At 71.5% G+C, this 22,013-nt stretch carries 17 protein-coding genes; 8 read left to right on the plus strand and 9 right to left on the minus strand.

The genetic code is table 11. The annotated features are described in order from the left end of the window. Nucleotides 1–18: 18 nt before the first annotated feature. On the plus strand, nt 19–474 hold the full coding sequence (locus ACQPZZ_RS16770) for a hypothetical protein (RefSeq protein WP_432933058.1): 456 nt from the start codon (nt 19–21) through the stop codon (nt 472–474). A 24-nt stretch (nt 475–498) separates the two neighbouring features. On the opposite strand, the gene ACQPZZ_RS16775 is transcribed toward ACQPZZ_RS16770, so the two are convergent. Both ACQPZZ_RS16775 and ACQPZZ_RS16780 read right to left on the minus strand, forming a co-directional pair. After that, nucleotides 499–1,749: an MFS transporter gene (locus ACQPZZ_RS16775; RefSeq protein WP_432933060.1), complete on the minus strand. Its 1,251-nt coding sequence runs from the start codon at nt 1,747–1,749 to the stop codon at nt 499–501. 538 nt (nt 1,750–2,287) lie between these two features. Continuing rightward, nucleotides 2,288–2,938 (minus strand): TetR/AcrR family transcriptional regulator, encoded by a 651-nt coding sequence (locus ACQPZZ_RS16780; RefSeq protein WP_432933062.1) that lies wholly within the window; start codon nt 2,936–2,938, stop codon nt 2,288–2,290. A gap of 271 nt (nt 2,939–3,209) precedes the next feature. Between ACQPZZ_RS16780 and ACQPZZ_RS16785 the strand changes: the two genes are divergently transcribed. The 4 genes from ACQPZZ_RS16785 to ACQPZZ_RS16800 all read left to right on the plus strand — a co-directional run bounded on the left by ACQPZZ_RS16785 (nt 3,210) and on the right by ACQPZZ_RS16800 (nt 7,628). Continuing rightward, the gene (locus ACQPZZ_RS16785; RefSeq protein WP_363636200.1) at nt 3,210–3,659 is read left to right on the plus strand and encodes a hypothetical protein; all 450 of its coding nucleotides are present in this window, start codon (nt 3,210–3,212) and stop codon (nt 3,657–3,659) included. Further along, nucleotides 3,656–5,212, plus strand: coding sequence for a multicopper oxidase family protein (locus ACQPZZ_RS16790; protein WP_432933064.1), 1,557 nt, complete (start codon nt 3,656–3,658; stop codon nt 5,210–5,212). The genes ACQPZZ_RS16785 and ACQPZZ_RS16790 overlap by 4 nt, the downstream gene beginning before the upstream one ends. Before the next feature lie 114 nt (nt 5,213–5,326). Next, nucleotides 5,327–6,460 (plus strand): haloalkane dehalogenase, encoded by a 1,134-nt coding sequence (locus ACQPZZ_RS16795; RefSeq protein ID WP_432933066.1) that lies wholly within the window; start codon nt 5,327–5,329, stop codon nt 6,458–6,460. Nucleotides 6,461–6,560: 100 nt separating this feature from the next. Then, a complete protein-coding gene (locus tag ACQPZZ_RS16800; protein WP_432933068.1) occupies nt 6,561–7,628 on the plus strand; it encodes a carboxymuconolactone decarboxylase family protein in 1,068 nt (355 codons plus the stop codon). A 169-nt stretch (nt 7,629–7,797) separates the two neighbouring features. Here the strand turns inward: ACQPZZ_RS16800 and ACQPZZ_RS16805 are convergent, their stop codons facing one another. Then, on the minus strand, nt 7,798–8,874 hold the full coding sequence (locus ACQPZZ_RS16805; protein WP_432933070.1) for a glycoside hydrolase family 11 protein: 1,077 nt from the start codon (nt 8,872–8,874) through the stop codon (nt 7,798–7,800). A gap of 597 nt (nt 8,875–9,471) precedes the next feature. Here ACQPZZ_RS16805 and lgt point away from each other — a divergent pair. Together lgt and ACQPZZ_RS16815 are read left to right on the plus strand one after the other, a co-directional pair. Further along, entirely contained in the window at nt 9,472–10,365 is an 894-nt protein-coding gene (gene lgt / locus ACQPZZ_RS16810) for a prolipoprotein diacylglyceryl transferase (protein ID WP_432933072.1), read from the plus strand. 728 nt (nt 10,366–11,093) lie between these two features. Next, nucleotides 11,094–12,611 carry a non-reducing end alpha-L-arabinofuranosidase family hydrolase gene (locus ACQPZZ_RS16815; RefSeq protein ID WP_432933074.1) on the plus strand — a complete coding sequence of 506 codons (1,518 nt, stop codon included), beginning with the start codon at nt 11,094–11,096 and terminating at the stop codon, nt 12,609–12,611. A 205-nt stretch (nt 12,612–12,816) separates the two neighbouring features. Here the strand turns inward: ACQPZZ_RS16815 and ACQPZZ_RS16820 are convergent, their stop codons facing one another. The 6 genes from ACQPZZ_RS16820 to ACQPZZ_RS16845 form a co-directional block, all read right to left on the minus strand. After that, on the minus strand, nt 12,817–14,208 hold the full coding sequence (locus ACQPZZ_RS16820; protein WP_432933076.1) for a hypothetical protein: 1,392 nt from the start codon (nt 14,206–14,208) through the stop codon (nt 12,817–12,819). Beyond that, nucleotides 14,205–15,125: an alpha/beta hydrolase family protein gene (locus tag ACQPZZ_RS16825; protein ID WP_432933078.1), complete on the minus strand. Its 921-nt coding sequence runs from the start codon at nt 15,123–15,125 to the stop codon at nt 14,205–14,207. Before ACQPZZ_RS16825 ends, ACQPZZ_RS16820 begins: the two co-directional genes overlap by 4 nt. A gap of 490 nt (nt 15,126–15,615) precedes the next feature. Next, nucleotides 15,616–16,818 carry a cytochrome P450 gene (locus tag ACQPZZ_RS16830; protein WP_432933080.1) on the minus strand — a complete coding sequence of 401 codons (1,203 nt, stop codon included), beginning with the start codon at nt 16,816–16,818 and terminating at the stop codon, nt 15,616–15,618. 38 nt (nt 16,819–16,856) lie between these two features. After that, entirely contained in the window at nt 16,857–18,554 is a 1,698-nt protein-coding gene (gene phnE, locus ACQPZZ_RS16835) for a phosphonate ABC transporter, permease protein PhnE (RefSeq protein ID WP_432933082.1), read from the minus strand. After that, nucleotides 18,547–19,329 carry a phosphonate ABC transporter ATP-binding protein gene (phnC, locus tag ACQPZZ_RS16840; protein ID WP_432933084.1) on the minus strand — a complete coding sequence of 261 codons (783 nt, stop codon included), beginning with the start codon at nt 19,327–19,329 and terminating at the stop codon, nt 18,547–18,549. Before phnC ends, phnE begins: the two co-directional genes overlap by 8 nt. Continuing rightward, complete coding sequence (locus tag ACQPZZ_RS16845; RefSeq protein WP_363642976.1) at nt 19,322–20,314, minus strand: phosphate/phosphite/phosphonate ABC transporter substrate-binding protein; 993 nt, start codon at nt 20,312–20,314, stop codon at nt 19,322–19,324. The genes phnC and ACQPZZ_RS16845 overlap by 8 nt, the downstream gene beginning before the upstream one ends. Before the next feature lie 193 nt (nt 20,315–20,507). On the opposite strand from ACQPZZ_RS16845, the gene ACQPZZ_RS16850 reads away from it, so the two are divergent. After that, complete coding sequence (locus tag ACQPZZ_RS16850; protein WP_432933086.1) at nt 20,508–21,908, plus strand: hypothetical protein; 1,401 nt, start codon at nt 20,508–20,510, stop codon at nt 21,906–21,908. Nucleotides 21,909–22,013 lie beyond the last annotated feature (105 nt).

The raw sequence follows: 22,013 nt of genomic DNA on the forward strand, positions 1-22,013 counted from the left end.
ATCGCCGAGGAGGAAGTTGTGAACAAAACGATCAGGCGACTCGCGATGCCGATCATCGGCACGCTGCTCGCATCCAGTGTGGTTTTCGCGTCGTCCTCGCCCGCTCAGGCCGGAGGGTGCACCCTGTGGATCTGTGGCGAGGCGAAGAACAACTCTCCCTGGACCATCTACACGACCGAGGTGCTGGGCACGGGCGGCCCACATTGGTGCGACGTATGGAACGGGGGCGGCGGCATGACCTCGTCCTGGTGGCACACCACGTGCGAACAGAAGCCGCTGGCTCCCGGCCAGAGCAGGGGCGGAGGGGGCGTCGACGTCGACGCGGTCACTTTCGCCGACCGCGACTACGTGATCAAGATAGACGGAACCATCCTGGGATGGAGAACAAGAGGCGTCTGGACGAGGATTCACTCCGATCAGTACGTGACCTGTTTCAAGAACTCCAACGGCGACCCCATGTGTGAGGTCAGCTGACGCGCGGACGCGGCGGGGTCGCGTCTACGTCTGCGCGTCCGGCGCCGTCGCCCCCGTCGCGCGCACCGATCGCAGGATGACGAACATGCAGGCCGTCCCGGCCGTTCCGGCTCCGCAGATCACCACGTACGGGGGAACCAGCGCGGCGACGGCGCCGCCGGCGGTCACGCCGAGCCCTTGGAGGGTCATGAGCCCGGCGCCCAGCAGGGACATGGCGCTGCCCCGCACCGTCTCGGGCACCGCGTGCACGAACCACTGGTCCATGCCGAGCGTGTAGGCGGCGCACAGCCCGGTGAGCAGCAGGAGCGCGACCGCGAGCGGCAACGGCGGATGGACGGCGAACGCGGCCATCGGCAGCATCGACCCCGCTGCCAGCGGCAATGCGATCCGCTCGCGGCCGGCCGCCCCGAGCAGGGCGCCGGCCAGCACCTCGCCCACCGCGGTCCCTGCGGGCATCGCGGCCATGAGGAGCCCGAACCCCGCCGAGCCCGCACCCGCGGCGTCCGCGAAAGGCGCGGCGGTTCCCTCGGCGACGATGAAGTACATCGGCGGGATCCACCACATCAGCAGCAGCGCGCGGACCCGGGGGGCGCCGAGCAGCAGCCGGGTGGAGGCGATCGACGCGCGCATCATCGCCTCGCCCCCCGACGCCCGGGCCGGGCGGCCACGGGTGCCCAGACGCAGGAGCAGCGCGGAACCGAGAAAGGTGCCGGCGGTCACGTGAAGCGCGGTGCGGGGTGACAGCCATACCAGGGCCAATCCGCCGAGTCCGTAGCCGATTATCTGGGACCCCTGCGAGACCATCCGCACCAGCGAGCGACCCAGGACGTACACCTCGCCCGGCAGGATGTCGGCCATGCTCGCGGCCCGGGTGCCGGTGAACAACGGCGACATCATCGAGACGGCGAAGCGGAGGACGAACACAACCGCGAGCGGAGTCACCGGAACGGCCATCAACGCCACGCAGCCGGCCGAGAGCAGGTCGCAGGCCACCAGCACCCGGCGGGCGGGGTATCGGTCGGCGACGCCGGAGAGCAGGATCCCGCTGAGAGCGTAGGGCAGGAAGCCGAGGGCGAAGACGAGCGCCGTCAGCGGCGCCGAACCGGTCCGCCGGAACACCAGCACGGCCAGTGAGGCGTCGGCGAAGACGCTGCCCAGCATGGAAAGGACATGGGCCGCGAAAATCGCCCGGAATTCCCTGACCGCGAACACGGTGCCGTATCCGGCGTCGGCGCGTGCTCGGCTTCGCGAGGCCGCTGAGGAGGGTTCTGCCATGCGGAGATTCGCTTTTCCCTGTCATAACGGTCACAGCAGGTATTCGCGGGCGCCGACGCCGGGTCCGAAGGGCGGCATGACTGCCGGGGCGTTCTGCCCCCTCGGACCCGGTACGACGCTCTCGTGACCGAATCGGACTGAGATCAACTTCTTGGGTCATGTCTGTCTAGTTGGGGAACCAGCCCTTGGCGAACGAGGTCATGGCCATTCACCTCCCTACATGGGTGGGTGATCGCGGGGGAGTGCGTCGACGGCGATCGCGGGCGCGACATGACCCCCGATTAACCCGAACAACTATGTTCGAGTTTTACTCTAGCGCCTAAGTCGTACACTGCTGTTCGGGTTTATACTGTGACATGGGTCACAGCGCGGTGTCGCCGAAAGAGGGGACAGGCTGGCGCGACCGGGTGTCAGGCGGAGAGTCGCCGGACCCGTCCGAAGGTGCGGCCGACCAGCAGGTCGCCGGCGGAGAGGATGCGGAGCCGCGTGGCCGCGTCGTCGGCGTGCGCGACCAGGCACCGACCGGTGACGTCGGCGGTTACGGTGCCTGCGTGGGCACGGCCGTGCCGGGCGCGGTGAGGGCGGCGAGCAGCGTCGCCGAGATGACCCGCGCGGCATCGTCGGCGTCCAGCCTGCCGGCGGCGGTGTCCTCCGCCGCGGCGTGCATCAGGGTGAACACGGTTGTGACGAGCCACCTCTCGGGCAGATCGTCGCGGAAGACGCCATCGAGCCGCCCGCGGGCGATGATCGCCCGGACCCTGTGCAGGGTCCGGTCGTGGACGGCCCGGATCCGCTCCGGCGGCAGTTCGCGCTGGGCGGCCCGGAGCACGGAGTGCAACTGGTGGACGATCTGCCATGAAGCGCCGACGAGCCGGGTCAGCGCCTGGCGTGGGTCACCGGTGGTGTCGGTCGCGTCGAGTGCGGCGTCGGACTGCTCCATCGTGCGTGTCAGGACGGCGTCGACGAGATCCGCCCGGGTTTTGAAGTGCCCGTAGAGCGTGACCCGGCCGACCCCCGCCGCCTTGGCGATGTCGGCGACGCTGGCGTCGGCGTCGCGGGCCAGGCACAGCTGGGCCGCGTCCAGGATGGATCTGATGTTGCGCCGGGCGTCGGCTCGCCGCCCGGCCTGCGCCCCGGGGCGCTGCGCGGACCGCGACCCGTCACCGGCGTCGCGCGGTGTGGCTGCCATTTCCGCTCCTGCGCTCCCTGAGCCCGCGTTCTCGAGCAACCCGAACAGATTAGTCCACGTTGCCGCCGCGTACCGCCACGAGAAGTCCGGGCCCTCCCGGTGTCACTGCGCTGCGAGAACGCTAAGTCGGACGCGGATGTTCGATTTGGTGGTAGCGTCGTAACCTGAACATGAATGTTCAAGTTGACGGTTGATCGGTCTCGCCGTCGACACGCCGGGGGTGCCGTCCCGCACGGCCTCACCATGCTTGTGAAACGGAAAGAGGGTCGTCGTGACAGATGGTGTGCGAGATTCCGGACGCGTCCGCCGCCGGCCGTACCTGCTGTGCCGGGGTACGACGGCGGGCCTGGGCGCGCTGGGGGTGGCGCAAGCCGTATCCGCAGGGAGCTTCCTCAGCGGGCATTACGACGCGGTGACGGTGCACGCGACGACGGCCATGGTGATGGTGGCCGTCGCGGTCGTGCAAGCCGCCGGCGTGGTCGTGCTGCGGAGGGCGGGCGGACCCCGGTCGGTGCTGTTGCTCGGCCTCGCGTTTCCCCTGATCCTGGGCGGGCTGACCGGGCTCGGGATGGGCCGGGTGCTGACCCTGCACGTCCCGCTCGGGGTGCTCGCCGTGGTCGGCCTGCTGCGGCTCGCGGCGTGGGTGTGGCGTACGCCGCTACCCGCTCGGGTCCAGGCGGCCGCTCCCGCGCACGACCGGCCGGTCGGAGCGCTGTCGTGAACCGGCGCGCGGTGCTGCGTCTCGGCGCGGCCGCGGCCGGTGTGGGCGTCGTGGGCGTGGGGTGGCCGTCCGCCGCCGCGCTGCTCGCCCCGGGACAGCCCGGCCGGCTGCTGCGCAGCCAGACGGCGCTGCCCGAGCCCTATCGGGTCGCGCTGCCCGTACCTTCCCGGCTCGCCCCGGTCCGCACCGACTCCACCACGGACCACTACGAGATCACCCAGCGGGTCGCGGAGCTGCGCATCCTGCCGGGCCTGCCGACCCCGGCATGGACCTACGGCGGCACCTTCCCCGGGCCGACGATCGTCTCACGCTCGGGCCGGCGCACCGTGGTGCGTCACCGCAACGACCTGCCGCAGCCGGTCGTGGTGCACCTGCACGGCGGGCACACCCCCGCCGGCAGCGACGGATACCCCGTCGACCTCATCCTGCCCACGTCCGGAGCCATGCCCGCCGACCACGCCATGCCCGCCGACCACGCCATGCCCGGCATGCCCGGCGACGTGGCCGCGGGGGAGCGGGCGTACGCCTATCCGATGAACCAGCGGGCGGCGACCCTGTGGTACCACGACCACCGCATGGGACACACCGGCCTGAACGTGTGGCGCGGCCTGGCCGGATTCCACCTCGTCGCCGACGACGAGTCCGACGCCCTGCCCCTGCCGCGAGGTCACCGCGACATCCCGCTGATGATCGTCGACCGGTCCTTCGCCGCGGACGGATCCTTCCGGTATCCGGTCACCGCCACCGGCGGCGTGGCGGACGCGTACATGAACGGGGTCCTCGGCGACGTCATCCTGGTCAACGGCGCACCCTGGCCGGTCGCGCAGACGGACCCGGCCCGCTACCGGCTGCGCCTGCTCAACGCCTCCAACGCGCGGCGCTACCGTCTGGAACTCGATCCGCAGCCGGCCGGCGGTTCCGCCCTGGTGCAGATCGGCAGCGACGGAGGGCTGCTGGCCCGGCCGGTCGGCCATGACGCTCTGGAACTCGCCCCGGGCGAACGCTTCGACGTGGTCGTCGACTTCTCCCGATACCGGCCGGGAAGCAAGGTGCGGCTGGTCAACCGCCTGGGTTCTGGCAGCACCGCGGAGGTGATGCGGTTCGACGTCACGGGGCGGGACCGCGGTGACGATTCCGCGATACCCGACCGGCTGGGCGCGGGCGTCGCCCCGCTCGCCCCGCAGCGCGCCGTCGCCACCCGTACGTTCGTGTTCCGGCAGCGCCGCGGCGGCGCCTGGGCCATCAACGATCTGGCCTACCGGCCGGGCCGCGCGCTGGCGACACCCAGGCTGGGCACCGTCGAGATCTGGCGTTTCGTCACCGACTTCCACCACCCCGTGCATCTGCACCTGGACCACTTCCAGGTGCTGTCCCGCAACGGCGGCGCCCCGGGACCCTACGACGCGGGCTGGAAGGACACCGTCGACGTACGCCCGTCGGAGGCGGTGGAGATCCTCACGCGGTTCACCGACTACCAGGGCGCGTTCCTGCTGCACTGCCACAACCTCGAACACGAGGACATGGCGATGATGGCCGATTTCATCACCGTCTGACCGTCTGAAAGCCCGAGGCCGCGCCTCGATCGCATCGATCGTGCACGCATCCCGGCCGCGTACGGCGCGGCCGGCCCACCCGGCCGGCGGATCGGCCAAGACAAGAGGAACACGATGATCGCAGATCGCCCCGACGACCGTGACGACGCACCCGCGCCGGCCGTCCTGACCCGCCGCCACATGCTCGGCGCCGGGACCGCCGCCGCGGCGACCGGCCTGCTCCGACTCCCGCCCCCGGCGCGTGACGGGCTGCCGCGATCGGCACCGGCCCCCCACACGAAGGTGTTGCGTACGCCCGAATCCCGGTTCCGGGACCTGGCCGACTACCCGTTCGAGCCGCACTACGTCCACGTCGACGCCGGCGACGGCACCGGTGGCCGGCTGCGGATGCATTACGTCGACGAGCGGCCGGCCGGCGCGGTGAAGCCGTCCGGGCAGACGATCCTGCTCCTTCACGGGCAACCGTCGTGGAGTTACCTGTACCGGCACGTGATCCCCCCGCTCGTGGCCGCCGGGCATCGCTGCGTCGCCCCCGACCTGGTCGGCTTCGGCCGCTCCGACAAGCCCGCGTCCCGTTTCGCGTACACCTACCAGCGTCATGTGGACTGGCTGCGCGAAGCGCTGTTCGACCGGCTCGGCCTGCGCGACGTGACCATGGTGTGTCACGACTGGGGTGGCCTGCTGGGGCTGCGGCTGCTGGCCGAACATCCCGGCCGGTTCCGCCGCGTGGTGGCGACGGACACCTATCTGCCGACCGGTGACCAGGACGTCGGCCGGGCCTTCCACGCGTGGACGCAGTACAGCCAGCGGGCCGATCCGTTCGACGCCGGATCCGTCGTCGAGGCGGGCACGATCAGCGAGCTCGGTCCGGGGGTGAAGGCCGCGTACGACGCGCCGTTCCCGGACGAGACCTATCGGCAGGGCGCCCGCCAGTTCCCTCTCCTGGTGCCCATCACGCCCTGGGACGAGGCCACCGTTCCCAACCGCGACGCATGGGCGGTGCTGCGCACACTGTCCACACCGTTCCTGTGCGCGTTCAGCGACCACGTGATCCTGCTGCCGCAGGCGCCGAACACCGACGACCCGGGCTACGCCGTCCCCTATCCCGACCAGTGGTTGCGCGAGCGCATTCCGGGTGCCCAAGGCCAACCGCACACCACCATCACCGGCGCGGGTCACTTCGTCCAGGAAGACCAGGGCCCCCGGCTCGCCGCGATCGTCAACGGCTTCGTCGAGTCGACGCGGTAGGGCCGGTCACGACCCCTCATCGTCAGGCGCCGGCGAACCGCCGTACGACCACGACGCCGGCAACCCGGCAGCGGAACCACAACCTCATATGGAGTCCTGCATGTCGATCCGCCACATCACGCCCGTGCCCAGGAAAGCGGCGTCCGGCCGAGTCGCCGAGGTCTACGCCCAGTCCGTGGCCGACTTCGGCCAGGCCGCGTTCATGATGCTGTCGCCCGCACCCGATCTGCACGCCGCGGCCTGGGCCTTCCTGCGCGAGTCAGAGGTGGCGGGCTCCGCGCCCCGCCTCGGCAAGGAGGTCGTCGCCGTCGCCGTGTCGCACGCCAACCGGTGCCGCTTCTGCATCGACGCGCACAGCATCCTGGTCCACGCCCTCGGCGAGCATCGGCTCGCCGAGGACCTGCTCCACGACCGGACCCCGGCGCGAGCCGACCACGCCAAGCTCGTCGCCTGGGCGAAAGCCACCGGAGTGCCCGGCGCGGCGCAGCCGTCGCCGCCGTTCCCGGCCGAACTCGCCGCCGAGTACATCGGCACCGCCCTGTCCACGCACTTCAACAACCGCATGTACTCCGCGCTCACCGACGAACAACTCCTCCCCGGCAACCTGCAACGATCGCGGTCGGTACGCCGCGTCGGCGCCATGGCGTACACCCGCACCGTTCACCGCGAGCTCACCCGAGGCGACAGCCTGCCCCTGCTGGCCGGCATACCGTCGGGGCACGCACCCGCCTGGGCGGCCGGCACACCGATCGCGACCGCGTTCGCCGCGCTGCGCGGCGCCGCGGCCGCCGGCGGCGCGCTGCTGAGCGAACCGGGCCGGAACGTCCTGCGGACCGCCGTGGCCGAGTGGGACCCCACCCACCCGCCGTCACCCGGCGCGTGGCTCGCCCAACGGCTGGCGAGCCTTCCCGCCGCCGACCGGCCCGCCGCCCGACTCGCCCTCCTCGCCGCCCTCGCACCCCACGACGTCACCGACACGGAGGTCACCGCATGGCGCATCGCGGTCCACGGCACCGACGCCGACCTGGTGCGACTGCTGGCCTATGGCGCCGTCATCGCCGTGGACCGGATCGAGGAGGCCATCACCGGCCACCCGACCCTTCCGCCGGTGCTCACCACCGGGGAAGTGCCCGGCGCACCGAGGACGCGCGGACCCGCCGGAGGGTGATTCGCCCGCGACGGGCAGGGGAGCGGACGCGGCCGGCATGGCGAGGGAGTCGGACGCGGGCCGGCGTGGCGAGGGAGCGGGGCCCGAGGGCGCCCGCTCCCCGTTCGCGCGTCGCCGCGCCGTGACGCACGGTCGTGCCGGTCAGCCGCCGGTGGTCAGCCGGTGGTGGTCAGCCGGTGGTGCAGGCCGAGCCGTTGAGGCTGAAGGCCGAGGGGTTGGGGTTGCCGCCGGAGTAGGTGCCCTGGAAGCCGAACGAGGTGCTGGCACCGGGGGCCAGCGAGCCGTTGTAGGACACGTTGCGCGCGGTCACCGACGAGCCGCTCTGGCTCACTGTGGCGTTCCAGGAGTTGGTGATCTGCTGGCCGCCGGAGAAGGACCAGGCCAGCGTCCAGCCGTTGATCGTGCCGTTGCCGGTGTTGGTGACGGTCACGTCGGCGGTGAAGCCGTTGTTCCACTCGTTCTTCGAGTAGGACACGCGGCACGCGCCGGTGCCTCCCGGCGAGGAGGGCGAGACCGCGGGCGAGGGGCGGGAGGAGGGCGAGACCGCGGGAGAGGGATCGGTCGTGCCGCCGATGGTGATGTTGGAGTTACCGCTGCTCTGGTAGCCCTCGGTGGCGAGGATCTGGTAGTCGTGGTTGCCCAGGTTCATGCCGTAGCGGGCCCAGGCGTCGAAGTGGTTGCCGGTGGTGATGGTGCCGCCGACGCGCTTCTGCTGGCGGACGCTCCAGTACTGGTTGAAGGTCTGGTTGCCGTCGATGGACGGGGCGTTGTAGCGCGTGGTCTCGTAGATGTCGTAGGTGCCGCCGTCACTGGTGACGGTGCCCTTGTAGGTGCCGGTGGGCCGCCAGGAGCCCCAGCTGTCGACGATGTAGTACTCCACCAGCGGGTTCCTCGTCCACCCGTACACCGACAGGTAGGAGTTGCCGGAGGGGTTGAAGCTGCCTGAGTAGGTGATGGTCCTGCGCGTACCGGGTTTCCAGCCCTTGCCGGCGACGAAGTTGTTGGTGTTGCGCCATGAGGTGCTGTAGTTGCCGCCGGAGCCGAGGTCCATGGAGACGGTGCCCTGGCTGTCGGTCCAGAACGAGAAGAAGTATCCGTTGTTGGTGCCGGTCTGGTTGGTGGTCACGGCGGCGTGGGCGACGCCGGGCAGCAGCGCCACGGCCGCGGCCAGCGCCACGGCGCAGACACGGCCGATCAACAGCCGCACACCACCGCGCCCACGGCTTCTGACGGGAATGAGATTCATGGACGTGCTTCCTCCTCAACGGGCCGACGGCGGCCGGGTCAGGTGATGCCGGCGGCCGGGGTGACGGCCACCGCGCGCCGGCGTCGTACACCGCGGCGGGGGTTGACCGGTCGGCACGCGGTCGCCGGCCTGAGGACCATGTCGCGGTTCGTGACCCGGATCGACAGTGGCCGAGGCCCTTCGTGTGGGCGAAACTATCGGACAGACGGCGAAAGTGTCAGCCAGAGTCGTCGAAACTGTCAACAACCTGTGTGAAGCCGGATCCGCCCGGAGCGTCGTCTCGGCGGATCGGCCCTGGTCATGAGTGGCCACCGGAGGTGCGAGCGTTGGCGGACGCAGTGAAAGTTACGTGGAGCCCGTCGGGTGTGACCCGAGAAAAGCCGAGCCGCGAGCGATGAGGGAGCTGATACTTTCGTTATTGAGCCGATAATTTCTGGGTGGTCCACCCACTGAGCTCGAACGACCGGCACGGCCGAGGACCGCATCACGGCCGCGGTCGAGTGCTGCACGGTTCGTCAACGCGCGTCACGTTGCGGAAGGTTAGCGATCGGGTCACGAAGGCGGCGAGGCGGCCTCATGGTGATTAGCCTCACCGGCATGCCTCTTGCCTCGATTCCCAGCCCTGCCCAAGGTGTCTGGCATCTCGGATTCGTTCCGATCCGGGCCTACGCATTGTGCTTCATCGTCGCGATCCTCTTCGCCACCTGGCTCAGCGAGCGCCGCTGGCGCGCCCGCGGCGGCGAGAAGGGCATGATCGGCGACATCGCGGTCCCCGGGGTGATCTTCGGTCTGATCGGGGCTCGCCTCTACCACGTCATCACCGACTGGCAGACCTACTTCGGCCCGCGCGCGGTCAAGGAGCCCTACCAGGCGCTGTTCGTCTGGGAGGGCGGGCTCAGCATCTGGGGCGCGGTCGCCCTGGGAGGCGTGGGTGTGTGGCTGGCCTGCCGCCGCCGGGGACTGTCCCTGGGCGCCGTGGCCGACACGGTCGCGCCCGGCATCGCGTTCGGGCAGGCGATCGCCCGTTGGGGCAACTGGTTCAACCAGGAGCTGTACGGCGGTCCGACCACGTTGCCGTGGGGCCTGGAGATCGACCAGGCGCACGGCGGCGAGCCGGGCGTGCTCTACCACCCGACGTTCCTGTACGAGTCGCTGTGGGACGCGACGCTCGGTTTCGCTCTGATCCTGGCCGGCAGGCGGTTCGCGCTACGCCACGGCCGCCTGTTCGCCCTCTACGTCGCCGGCTACACGTTCGGGCGGTTCTGGATCGAGGGTCTGCGGATCGACCCGGTGGGCGGAGTGGACCACGCGGTGACGCTCCTGGGGCTGCGGATCAACCAGTGGACCTCGATCGTGCTGTTCGCCGGCGCGCTGGTCTATCTCTGGATGACGCGTGACAAGGACGGCGAGCAGATCCTGGTGCCGGCCGCACGACACGAGGACTCGCACGAAGAGAACCGCGGGCATGGGTCCGGAGCATCGATCACGTGACGTGTCCGTGCGGGCGTCGCACGGTCCGCGGCAGTGCCGATGCCGACACGGCACCGGTGACGACATGACGCGACGAAGGCGACCGTGCGCGACGTTCGTCTTTGCCGTCGTGAACCTCCTCGGTGACTCTTCGGGAGGGCGGCTCCAGGGACGTGGTGTCTGCCCGCCGGGCCGCCCCGCACCATGACCGCCGCGACGGTGGCCACAGGTGGGCTGTTAGCGTTAACAATTCTTCCTCGTCGTCGTTCCTTCTCTGCCGGATCGTTGTGTGTGGTGGCAGGTCGGAGCCAATACAAGACGAAGAGGCGATGTCAAGGACGGCGCCACGCGCTCACGGAGGGGCGGCGGACGGGCGTGCGGCTCATCAGGCGTTATCGGGGGCCGACGCCCCTGCCGGGGAGAGCGTCGCTCTGAAACTTTCTTAGAGGGCTTGACACATTTAAGTATGGTTTCCACACTTTGTCCCCGAGGCGGCTTCTCCTGCCCATGTGGTGGTGCGCGGCGAGGACCGCCCTTCGCGACGCCCTGATGGTGTGCGTTCTCCGATCACGGGACGCGGCGTCGATCGCGCGGGACTACCCCCGCGTGTCCGCTTTTCCTGCAACGGCTCCATCGCCGTCGGCGGCTCCACGACCTTCGGGTGCACCGCGAACGGCACCGCGGCCATCCCGGCCGTTACCCGCACGAGCCTCTGACGGCGGCCGGACATGACGATGAGGAGAATACAGATGCGTCTGCCCTGGCGAGCGCGCTCACCGCGCCCCTCCGCCGGCACGATCGCGGCGCCGCCCCGGCGGGCCTCGCGCCGCGCCCTCGTGATCGGCTCCATCCCGGTCCTGCTGGCCGGCGCCGGCACCCTGCTGGCCACACAGCCCGCCCAGGCCGCGGTCGCCTGCCGGGTCGACTACACCATCAGTTCGAGCTGGCCGGGCGGCTTCAACGCCAGCGTCACCATCAACAACCTCGGCGACGCGGTCAACGGCTGGCGCCTGACCTGGTCCTTCGGCGCCGGCGAGCAGATCTCCCAGATCTGGAACGCCACGCAGACCCAGTCCGGTTCGTCGGTGACCGCCACCAACGTCTCCTACAACGGCAGCATCCCCAGCGGCGGCAGCACGAACTTCGGGTTCAACGGGTCCTCGAACGGCTCCGCCTCGGTGCCCACCTCGTTCTCCCTGAACGGAGTGGCCTGCACCGGCAGCCCGGGCTCGCCCAGCCCCTCACCGGCGCAGTCCCCGAACACCTCCCCGTCCCCGAACACGTCCCCGTCCCCGAACACGTCCCCGTCCCCGAACACGTCCCCGTCTCCGTCCCCGTCGGCAACGCCGACCGGCACGTGCGCTCTCCCGTCGTCGTACCGCTGGACGTCGACCGGCGCACTCGCGAACCCGAAGTCGGGCTGGGTCTCGCTCAAGGACTTCACCAACGTCGTCTACAACGGCAAGCACCTGGTCTACGCGACGACGCACGACAATGGATCGGGCTGGGGTTCGATGGGCTTCAGCACGTTCACCAACTGGTCCGACATGGCCTCGGCCACCCAGACCAAGATGAACTCGGGCACCGTCGCGCCCACGCTGTTCTACTTCGCCCCCAAGAACATCTGGGTGCTGGCCTACCAGTGGGGCGGGACCGCCTTCTCCTACCGCACCTCCAGCGACCCCACCAACCCCAATGGCTGGTCGGCGCAGCAGACGCTGTCCACCGCGAGCATCTCCGGCTCCGGCACCGGTCCCATCGACCAGACGCTCATCGGTGACGGCCAGAACATGTACCTGTTCTTCGCCGGCGACAACGGCAAGATCTACCGGCAGAGCATGCCCATCGGCAACTTCCCCAGCAGCTTCGGCTCCAACTACACCCAGATCATGAGCGACTCGACCAACAACCTCTTCGAGGCGGTCGAGGTCTACAAGCTCCAGGGCCAGAACAAGTACCTCATGCTCGTCGAGGCGATCGGTTCGCGGGGCCGCTACTTCCGCTCGTTCACCGCCGACAGCCTGAGCGGCTCGTGGACCCCGAACGCCGCGACCGAGAGCAACCCCTTCGCCGGCAAGGCCAACAGCGGCGCCACCTGGACCAACGACATCAGCCACGGTGACCTGGTCCGCAACAACCCCGACCAGACCAAGACCGTCGACCCCTGCAACCTGCAGCTGCTCTACCAGGGCCGCAGCCCCAGCTCCGATGGCGTCGACTACGGCCTCCTGCCCTACCGTCCGGGTCTGCTGACCCTGCAGCGCTGACGGTGACACAGGTCCGGTCCTGGCGACGTTCGCGGTGAAGGCGTACACCCAGTCGGGTGAGCGTCGACACGGCACGCGATCAGGACCGGGTGAACCTGGAGCGGCGGGCCCGGCCGAGGCCGGGCCCGCCGCGGTCACACAGGTGGACGTCCGGGGAAGAGGAGCGCTGCCCGGGCCGGACGGCCCGGGCAGCGCTCCGTGCGGCTCAGCCGGGATAGGGCCGGTTGAACCGGGGCGGGGTGAACGGGACGTACCGGGGGGCGGGGTCGGCCGCCAGCGCCGCCGCACGAGCGTTCATGGCCGGGGCGGACGTCGCGGGCCAGTGACCGCTCCGCAGCCGGTCGAGCATCGTCATCAGCGCCGCCTCCTGCTCCGCAGGCGAGAAGTCGCAGTGGCCGACGGTCTCGGTGTACGTCTGGCGTAGCAGGGAGCCCGCTCCCGCCCTGCGCACATTCTCCTCGTACGACTGCTGCTGGGCGACGGTGGAGATCTGGTCACCGGTGCCGGACACGGTCAGCACGGGGATCCGGAGGTCACCGTTCAGGACGATGCCGCGCGAGAAGCGCTTGACGGCGCCCGGGTCCGCCGCGATGCGGGGCGCGGCCGCCAGCTTCTTCAGGTCGGCCGAGAGGTCCAGGCCTGCCGCCTTGTACAGGTTCCGGACGGCACGCCGCATGGCGGGGTCGGCGAGGCCCAGCTGCTTGTCGTAGTCCACGCCGGTGTTCCAGGACGGGTTCCCGCCGACGACGTCCATGATCTGGCGCCGGCTGCTCATGGCCTGCCCGATGTAGGGCAGGGGCCCGCCGGCGAGCGCGAGGTAGGCGCCCTGCTGCAGCGCCGCGGCGTCCCCGCTGTCCGGAGGCGGCGGCACGGACCCGTCGGGGTTGCGTCCCCAGGCGGGCAACTGGCCGATCGCGGCCGCCAGTGCGATCCGGGCCCGCCCCTCGGGAGTCTGCTGCGCTGCGGCCAGGGCGTCGAGCCATGCCTTCCTGGCCGATTCGATGTCCGCGGGGATGTCGACGACCGGCAGCCCCGGCGCGACCAGGCGCTCGAGCACGAAGACCGTGTCGAGCTTCTGGTTCCACTGGCCGACCGACCCGCCGAGACCGCCGCACATCGGGACGGCGGCGTCGAAGGTGCCGGGGTGGACCTGGGCGACGCCGGCGGAGACGAAACCGCCCATCGAGGTCCCGGAGTCGATCGCGTACCGGGCCCGGCCGTAGGCCTGCTCGAAGCGGGCCAGCGCCTCGGCCTGGTTGTCGATGGCGGACCGGATGTCCCAGCCGGTGATCGCCCGGCTCGTCCCGCCGCGGGCCACGCCGTCGGCGAGCAACCGCGCGGTCAGGGGCTCGTTACGGCCCGATCCGGCGAAGTCGAGGGCGACCACCACGGTGCCGTTCCAGTCGGCCGGGACGACGAACTCGTACGGCGTGCCGTCCTTGAGGGTGCCGCTGATGCACGTCGGGCGGGCGGGGGAGTCCGGCAGGCACGGTGTGCCGCCGGGAGCCCCGGCGGGGGCAGCGGCGGCGGCGGTTCCGCCTCCGACGACGGCCGCCAGCGCGGCGGCCAGGCACGCGGTCACTCTACGGCGGTTCACAGCGACAGCCCCTTCGACTCGACCTTCCAGCCGTCCTCGCCGCACAGCCCGCAGGCGGGGCCGACGAAGCGCGCCCCGGCGGCCCGGTCTCCGCGCAGGACGTAGTTGAACCAGTCGGCGGCCACCTGCCAGCCCTTGGTGGCCTCGAGACCCGCGATCAGGCCGGTGTGGCCGGCGGCCGTGTCGCTGACCAGTGCGGCGGGAACCTTGAGCAGGGCGTAGTTGTCGATGCTGTTCTGGTAGGCGACGTCGTCGGGACCACCGTTGACCAGCAGCGTCGGGGTGTGCAGACCGGCGAGACGGTCGCGCCCGTAGCCGCCGAAGGCCGGGTCGGCGAAGTATCCGGTGTTGAACCCGGCGACCGCGTCGAAGATGGGGTCGGTCCCGGCGGCGAGGGCCTCGACGCCGCCGCAGCTGTGGCCGAGCACGCCGACCCGCGTCGTGTCCGCCCGCCCGTCGAACTGCTTGCGGGCCTGCTTCGACTCGGTGGCCCAGTGGGCGGCCGCGAGGAGCGCCTCGGGGTGCGCGATCGTGTTCTCGGGGGTGTTGGGGACGGGGAACTCGTCCACCCCGCCGTTGGCCACGACGATGTATCCCTGGGAGGCCAGCCCGGTCAGGAACGTGATCCCCTCCAGGTTGCTCGTCGCGCAGGCGCCGTTGCCGTAAACGATCACGGGCAGGCTGCCTTTGCGCAGTGCCTTGAGATCGGCCGGGCGGTAGACGGTGTGCCCGGGCAACCCCTCGGCGGCCTCACGCACCGTGGGCAGCACGGCCCGCGTCGAGGCGCCGGGCGAGGGGGTCTTCGGCGGTGGCGGATTGTGGGCGGACGACGCCGCGGCCGCGCCGGAGCCGGCGAGGACGACCGCCCCCACGGTCGCCGCCAGCAGGGTGCGCGCGGTCATGGAGCGGGCAAGCATGTTGCGTTTCCTCCACGGTTGATGGACGGGCAGGGGGTGTTGGCTCGGGGGCCCGACGAGGTCCGCGAATGGCCGGCAGGGCGCCTGGCAGCTGTTGTGAGGCACATGGCCGTCGCCAACGGAGACGATCGTTCAGCTTTATGTCATTAATGTCAATCCCCTCGTTACTTCGTAAATCGCGATGTGGAGCGGCCGGGACGTACGCCGGTGTGGCCCGGACATGCCGTCGCGCGGTACGCGGCTGACCGCGCCCGCAAAGGTTGGGCGACCGGACGCCGACCGTGGCCGGGTGATCGGCGGCGTGCCGACGTGCCCGGTCCACGATTCGACGAGCGACATCCATTCGGCGCCGGTTCCGGTAAACGTCATATGTGACGCGGTTTGCATCCCCGCTGCGCCCGAGCCGAGAGGTGGCAGCCGAAGGCGATGGTCGCGCCGGGCGGACGCCGGCGGCCGGTGCTCGCGGCCGGCGGATCCGCGGGCGTGATCGTCAGCGGGGGACGAGACGCAGCGGCGCCGACCTGGGCCCGAACTCCAGCCAGTTGAACATCTCCACCTCGCCGTCCGGCTCGACACGCGTGGTGCAGGCGAGCAGTTCGCCCAGCGCGGCCGTCATCTCCAGCCGGGCCATCGCCGCGCCGGGGCAGCGGTGCGCGCCCCGGCCGAACGCGAGGTGCCGGTTGGGGCGGCGTTCCAGGTCGAGCCGGTCGGCGTCGTCGAACACCGCCTCGTCCCGGTTCGCCGAAGGGAAGATCATCGCGATCGCCTCGCCGGCGCGCACCGTGCGGCCGCCGAGCTCCACGTCCCGGGTGGCGGTGCGGGCGAACACCCGATAGGGGGCGTACAGCCGCAGCAGCTCCTCGATCGTCGCCGGCAGCAGCCCGGGGTCGGCGCGCAGCCGGTCCTGGAGGGCGGGGTCGCGGGAGAGGTGGACGGCGGCGCTGCCCAGCACGGCGTGCGGCGCCCCGATGCCGGCCACGATGGTCTGCCGGACGGTGGCCACGACCAGGTCGTACGGGATGGGCCGTTCCGGGTCGCCGGACGCCTGCAACAGGCTGGTCACCAGATCCTCGTCCGGATCGCGGGGGTCGGCCCGGCGGTCCTCGACGATGGCCCTGGCGATCCCGTAGAGCTCGTCGCTCGCCGCCAAGACCCGGGCCCGGTCCATCTCCTGGATGGCGAAGCTGTACTCGACGCCGATCCGGCGGATCTCCAGCACCTGGCCGACCGGCAGGCCGAGGAAAAGCGCGAAGCACTGCGCCGCGTACGGCAGCGCGAACTCCTGGGAGTAGTCGCCGCCGCCGCGGGCCAGCAGCGGCCCCAGCAGCTCGCGCGCCGCCTCCGCGAAGGCCGGTTCGAGGCGTCGCACCACGCTGCGGCGCAGCACCCGGTCCATCGGAGCGCGGTAGATGTCATGCTCGGGCGGGTCGAAGTGCAGCGGCGGCCGGCGCTGGGCGCGCGGCACGTGCGGGACGACGTTCTGCACCGCGGTGCTGAACGTCGCGCTGTCCCGGGCCACCCGCACCACGTCCGAGTAGCGGGTGGCGGCCCAGAATCCGCCGAAGGCGTCGCTCCACGGCACCGGGCAGCGTCGCCGCAGCCCGGCGTAGACCTCGTGGGAGCTGTCGAAGGTCTCCGGCGCGGTGGGGTCCCAGTCGGAGGCGCGTCCGGGGCCGTCGGCGGTGGTGGTCATGGTGAGGTCCCTTCCCTTCCCGTCATGAGCCCGTCCGCTCACAGCAGGTGCCTGCGTGCGACCCGGGCGAGCGTCTCGATGGCGTACACGACGACGGCGATCGCGATGACGATCGCGGCGGTGGTGTCGTAGCGCAGCGTGGCGATGGACTCCTGCATCAGGTAGCCGACGCCTCCCGCGCCGGCGATGCCGAGCACGACCGACTCGCGCAGCGCCAGGTCGGCCACGAACAGGCCGTTGCCGGTGAACGACGGCACGAACTGCGGCCAGATCCCGGCGGCGAACGCCTGCCAGCGGCGGGCGCCGACCGAGGTCAGCGCCTCGTGCGGCAGCGGGTCGAGCTGTTCCAGTGAGTCGGCGAAGAACTTGGCCGCCAACGCGGTGGAGGAGATCCACAGCGCCAGGAAACCGGCGAACGGGCCGAGCCCCAGTGCGGCCACGAACAGCAGCGCGTACACCAGGTCGGGGATGCCCCGGACCACTGCCAGCAGCACCCGGACCACCGCGGACAGCGGCCGCCAGGGAGTGGTGTTGACGGCGGTGAGCAGGGCGAGCACCAGCCCGCAGGCGGCGCCCGCCGAGGCGGCGCCGAGCGCCATGAGCAGGCTTTCCAGCACCGCCATGAGCAGGTCGCCGGAGAACGCGGGCGGCCACATGCCGGTGAGTACGCTTCGCAGATTGGGCCAGGCGCCGGACAGGCGGGCAGGGTCGGGGTGCAGGGACCACAGCGACACCAGGAAGACCACCCCGGTGGCGGCCGCGCCGGCCACCCGCAGCACCCGGCCGCGGTCCCAGCCGACGTCGTGCGGGGCGCGCCCGGCGGGCAGCGCGGCGGTGCCCGCCGTGTCCCCGGGGGACCGGCCGGCCCGGATGCGGCGGGGGAGTGTGCGGCGGGGGAGTGTGCCGTGGCCGGCCGTGCGGCGGCGGACCGCCACCGACAGCAGCTCCAGGAGCAGCACCAGGACGACGATCACGCAGATGATCCCCGCCGCCCTGTGGTAGTTGAGGCTGCCCAGCGCGGTCTGCAGCGCCACGCCGATGCCGCCGGCCCCGACGACGCCGAGCACGGCCGACGCCCGGATGTTGATGTCGAGGCGGTACAGCACGATGCCGGTCAGCGCCGGGAACACGCGGGGAAGCACGGTCGAGACGGCCACCTGCACCTCGCTCGCCCCGCACGCGCGGGCCGCCTCGGCGGGAACGGGGTCGGTTTCCTCGACGGCGTCGGCCAGCAGCTTGGCGATCATTCCCACCGAGTGCACGGCGACGGCGAGCGCGCCGGCCGGCGGGCCCAGGCCGAAGATCCGCACGAACAGGATCGCGAAGGCCAGCGTCGGCACGGCCCGGGTCAGCACGACGACCACCCGGGCGGCCGGCCGCAGCCAGCGGGGCCCGCGGTGGGTGCGGGCGGCGAGGAAGGCCAGCGGCACCGAGGCCAGCGCCGCCAGGCCGGTGCCCGCCACCGCGATGAGCAGTGTCTCGACGATCATCCAGACGACGTCGCCGGCGCCGGGCAGGTCCGGCGGCCACATCCGGCGTAGCAGCCGCGCGGTGTCGTCCAGTCCCGCGGCCAGCGAGGCGGGGGACAGGCCGATCCACCAGAACGTCAGCCAGGTGACGGCCACGGCGGCGACGAGCAGCCCCGCCGCGATGAGGGCGCGGGCGCTCCACGGCGGCCGCAGCGGACCAGGCTCCGCCATGGCCGGGGTGCGCGTGGAGGGGGCGGTGCTAACCATCGCGGGCCCCCGCGGTGTCGTAGATCTCCCGCAGCCGCTCGGTGGTGAGGCCGGCCGCCGGCTCGTCCAGCACCAGCCGGCCGCCGCGCAGCGCCACGACCCGGTCGGCGGTGGCGAGCGCGAGCTCGACCTGATGCAGGCTGCACACCACGGAGATGCCGTCCTCCGCGCTGATTCGTTTGAGGGTCTCGAGCACCAGTACGCTCGCCGCCGGGTCCAGCGAGGCGACCGGCTCGTCGGCGAGGATCAGCTCGGGGCTCTGCAGCAGGGTCCTGGCCACCGCGACCCGCTGCTGCTGCCCACCGGAGAGCGTGTCGCAGCGCTGGAACCGCCGGTCCGCCAGCCCGACCCGGTCCAGGTGTTCCACGGCGCGGATCCGCAGCGCGCGCGGGTAGCTCATCACTCCGTATCGGGGCAGCCGAAGGGTGGCCAGCGACCCCATCAGCACGTTCTCCAGCGCGGACAGCCGCCCGACGAGGCCGTACTGCTGGAAGACGAACCCGACCCTGGCGCGCAGGGCGCGCAGCCGGCTCCGGGAGCAGGCGGCCGGGTTCTCGCCCAGGGTGCGCACGGTGCCGCTGTCCGGCAGGTGCATGCCGTTGACCAGCCGCAGCAGTGTGGACTTGCCTGCCCCGGAGGGGCCGACCAACGCGACGAACTGCCCCTGCGGGACGTCCAGTGAGACACCGTCGAGCACGGTGGCGCCGTGGAAGCCCTTGCCGACCTCCGACAGCCGCAGCACGAGATCGCCGATCACGGCGGGTTCCTCAGCCACCGGACGTGCACACCTCCGCCTTGGTGATCTCGCAGATGCGCGCGATCGGCTGGTAGGTGGCGTCGGTGGCCTTGACGAACGTCCAGGCGGTGGAGGCGCCGAGGGTGCAGGCCGTCGCGTCGGCGTACTGGCCCCAGTTCTTCGGGCCCTTGATCTCGCTGCCCTCGCACAGCCCGGCGGAGGCGGCGCCGGTGGCGGTCAGGCCGGTCACCGTCTTGGTGATCTTGTCGCGGACGTCCTGCGGAAGCCACGTGCCGACCACGATCGGCGGCCCGGGGATGAGCGGAGAGGTCCAGACCTTGGTGACCTGCCCCGGCTTGAGCTGGCCGCGGGCGGGCAGCAGCTGGTCGATGAACACGTCGCCGACGAAGGCGATGTCGCAGTCGCCGGCCAGCAGCGAGGCGACCGCCGTGTCGTGCCCGTGGGTGAACACCTTCTTGACGTCCTTGTCCACGTCGACGCCGGCTTCCCGCAGCGAGGCCAGGGGCTGCAGGTAGCCGGTGGTGGAACCGGGATCGGTGAAGCAGACGTCCTTGCCGGCGACGTCCTTGAGCGAGGCGATGCTCTTGTCGTCTCCGCGGGTCACCCCGTAGGCGTACGCGCCGGGGTCGCCGCCCGGGGCGGCCAGCGGGACGGCGACGGGCTCGACGTCGGCACGGCTGCGGGCCAGGTAGTAGCTGAAGGCTCCGTAGACGGCGACGTCCACGCGCTTGGCGACCTGCGCCTCGACGACGGCGGCGTTGCTGGTGACGGCCTGGAACCGCACCGGGACGCCGAGGTCCTTCTGCAGCGCGGAGACGATCGGGGCGAACGACGCCTCGAGGTTGTCGCTCTGCTCCGACGGGATGGCGGCGAAGACCAGCTCGTCGGGCCGGCCACCGTCGGCCGACGCGCTGCGGGTACTTCCGGGGCCGGCACCGCAGGCGGACAGGAGTGCGATCGCGGCACCCGCCGCGACGACGCCGAGAGCTGACTTCCGGAACATCGAGGCTCCTCACATGCAGGTGGTCGGGCCAAAGTAAGCAGGCCCAAGAGCATTGTCAACAGTTCTGTGACGACCGTAGGATTACTGCCGAATGTTATTGGCGGCGAATTTCGGACGACCGTTCACCGAACTGTTGCGCGTCTCGCGTCGCAGTAGCTTCCCACCCCAGGAGGCGGACATCAATCCCCGTTCAGTGATCAATCGGGCGGCCCGCGCCGTGACGGCGCTCACGGCCACGGCTCTCGCACTCGCCCTCCCACCGGCCGCCGGCCTGCCGCACGCATCGGCGGCGTCCGGCCAGGCCGGTCCCATCAGCGTCACGGGCGTCCACCCGAGCGGCGCCACCTACGCGATCGAGGTCCCGCGCAACTGGAACGGCACCGTGCTGACGTTCAGCCCGGGCTACGGCCAGGGCGCCGGGCCGCAGCACCTGCCGGCCGAACTCGGCGGCAACACCGCAGCGCAGAGCTGGCTGCTGGCCCACGGGTACGCCCTGGCCGGCACCCGGCCCTACGGGAGCGGCTGGGCCGTCGAGGAGACTCTGCAGGCCTCCGCCGACACGCTCGCCACGTTCGCCGGGGTCGCGGGGAAGCCCGGGACCACCCTGGCCTGGGGCGGTTCGATGGGCGGCGCCATCGCGGCCGGCCTGGCCGAACGCCGGCCCGACCTGATCGACGGCGCGCTGCCCTACTGCGCCTCGGTGGCCGGGCCGGTGGCGATGCTCAACCAGTCGTTCGACGCGGCCTTCGCGTTCAAGACGCTGCTCGCACCCGGCGACGACGCGGTGAAGCTCGTCCGGCTGGCCTCGGCCGACGAGGAGACGCGGAGCACCACCGCCGCCCGCGCCGTCCTGGACGCCGCCCAGCAGACTCCGGCCGGCCGGGCCCGCATCGCCCTCGCCGCGTCCTTCGCCCAGGTCTCCACCTGGTCGGTGACCGGCACCGCCGAACCGGCCGCGCGCGACTGGGCGGGGCAGGAGGCCCAGGAGTACGCGGCGTTCATGGCGACCGTGTTCTCTCCCCGCTATCCGCTGGAACAGCGGGCAGGCGGGAACTTCTCCTGGAACACGGGCGTGGACTACCGCCGGGAACTGCGGGAGTCCGGGCGGATGACGCAGGTGCGCGCCCTCTACGACAGCGCGGGGCTGAACCTCGACGCCGACCTCGCGGCCCTGGCGGCGGCGCCGCGCGTCTCCGCCGACCCCGGCGCGGTCACCTACATGGAGAACTACTTCACCCCGCGCGGCTCGCTCGGCGTCCCCGTCCTGACGATGCACGAGCGCGGCGACAACTACCCCACCGTCACCCAGGCCCGCGCCTACTCCGACGTGGTGCGGCGCGCGGGGAAGGGCGCGATGCTGCGCCAGGCGTTCGTCGACAGGCCCGGCCACTGCCGCTACACCGGAGCCGAGTTCGTCGCCGCGGTGCAGACCCTGAAGAACCGGGTCGCCACCGGCCGCTGGACGGACGCCGACGCCCATCAGCTCGGCAAGCTGGCCGCACGCCTGACCGCCGAGAACCCGGACCTGGGCACCGCCGAGTTCATCCACTACACCCCCGGCCGCTTCCTGCGTCCGCACGTCCCCGCGCGGTGACAGGCGGGGAGACAGCGCGCGCGAACGTCGTCCCCGCGCCGCGGGACCGCGGCCGAGACCACAGGGAAGAGCCCGGACGGGAGCCGGGTGACGTAAGATTCACGC

Origin of the sequence: Microbispora sp. CA-135349 (genome assembly GCF_050947365.1) — a bacterium.
GTDB lineage: Bacteria > Actinomycetota > Actinomycetes > Streptosporangiales > Streptosporangiaceae > Microbispora.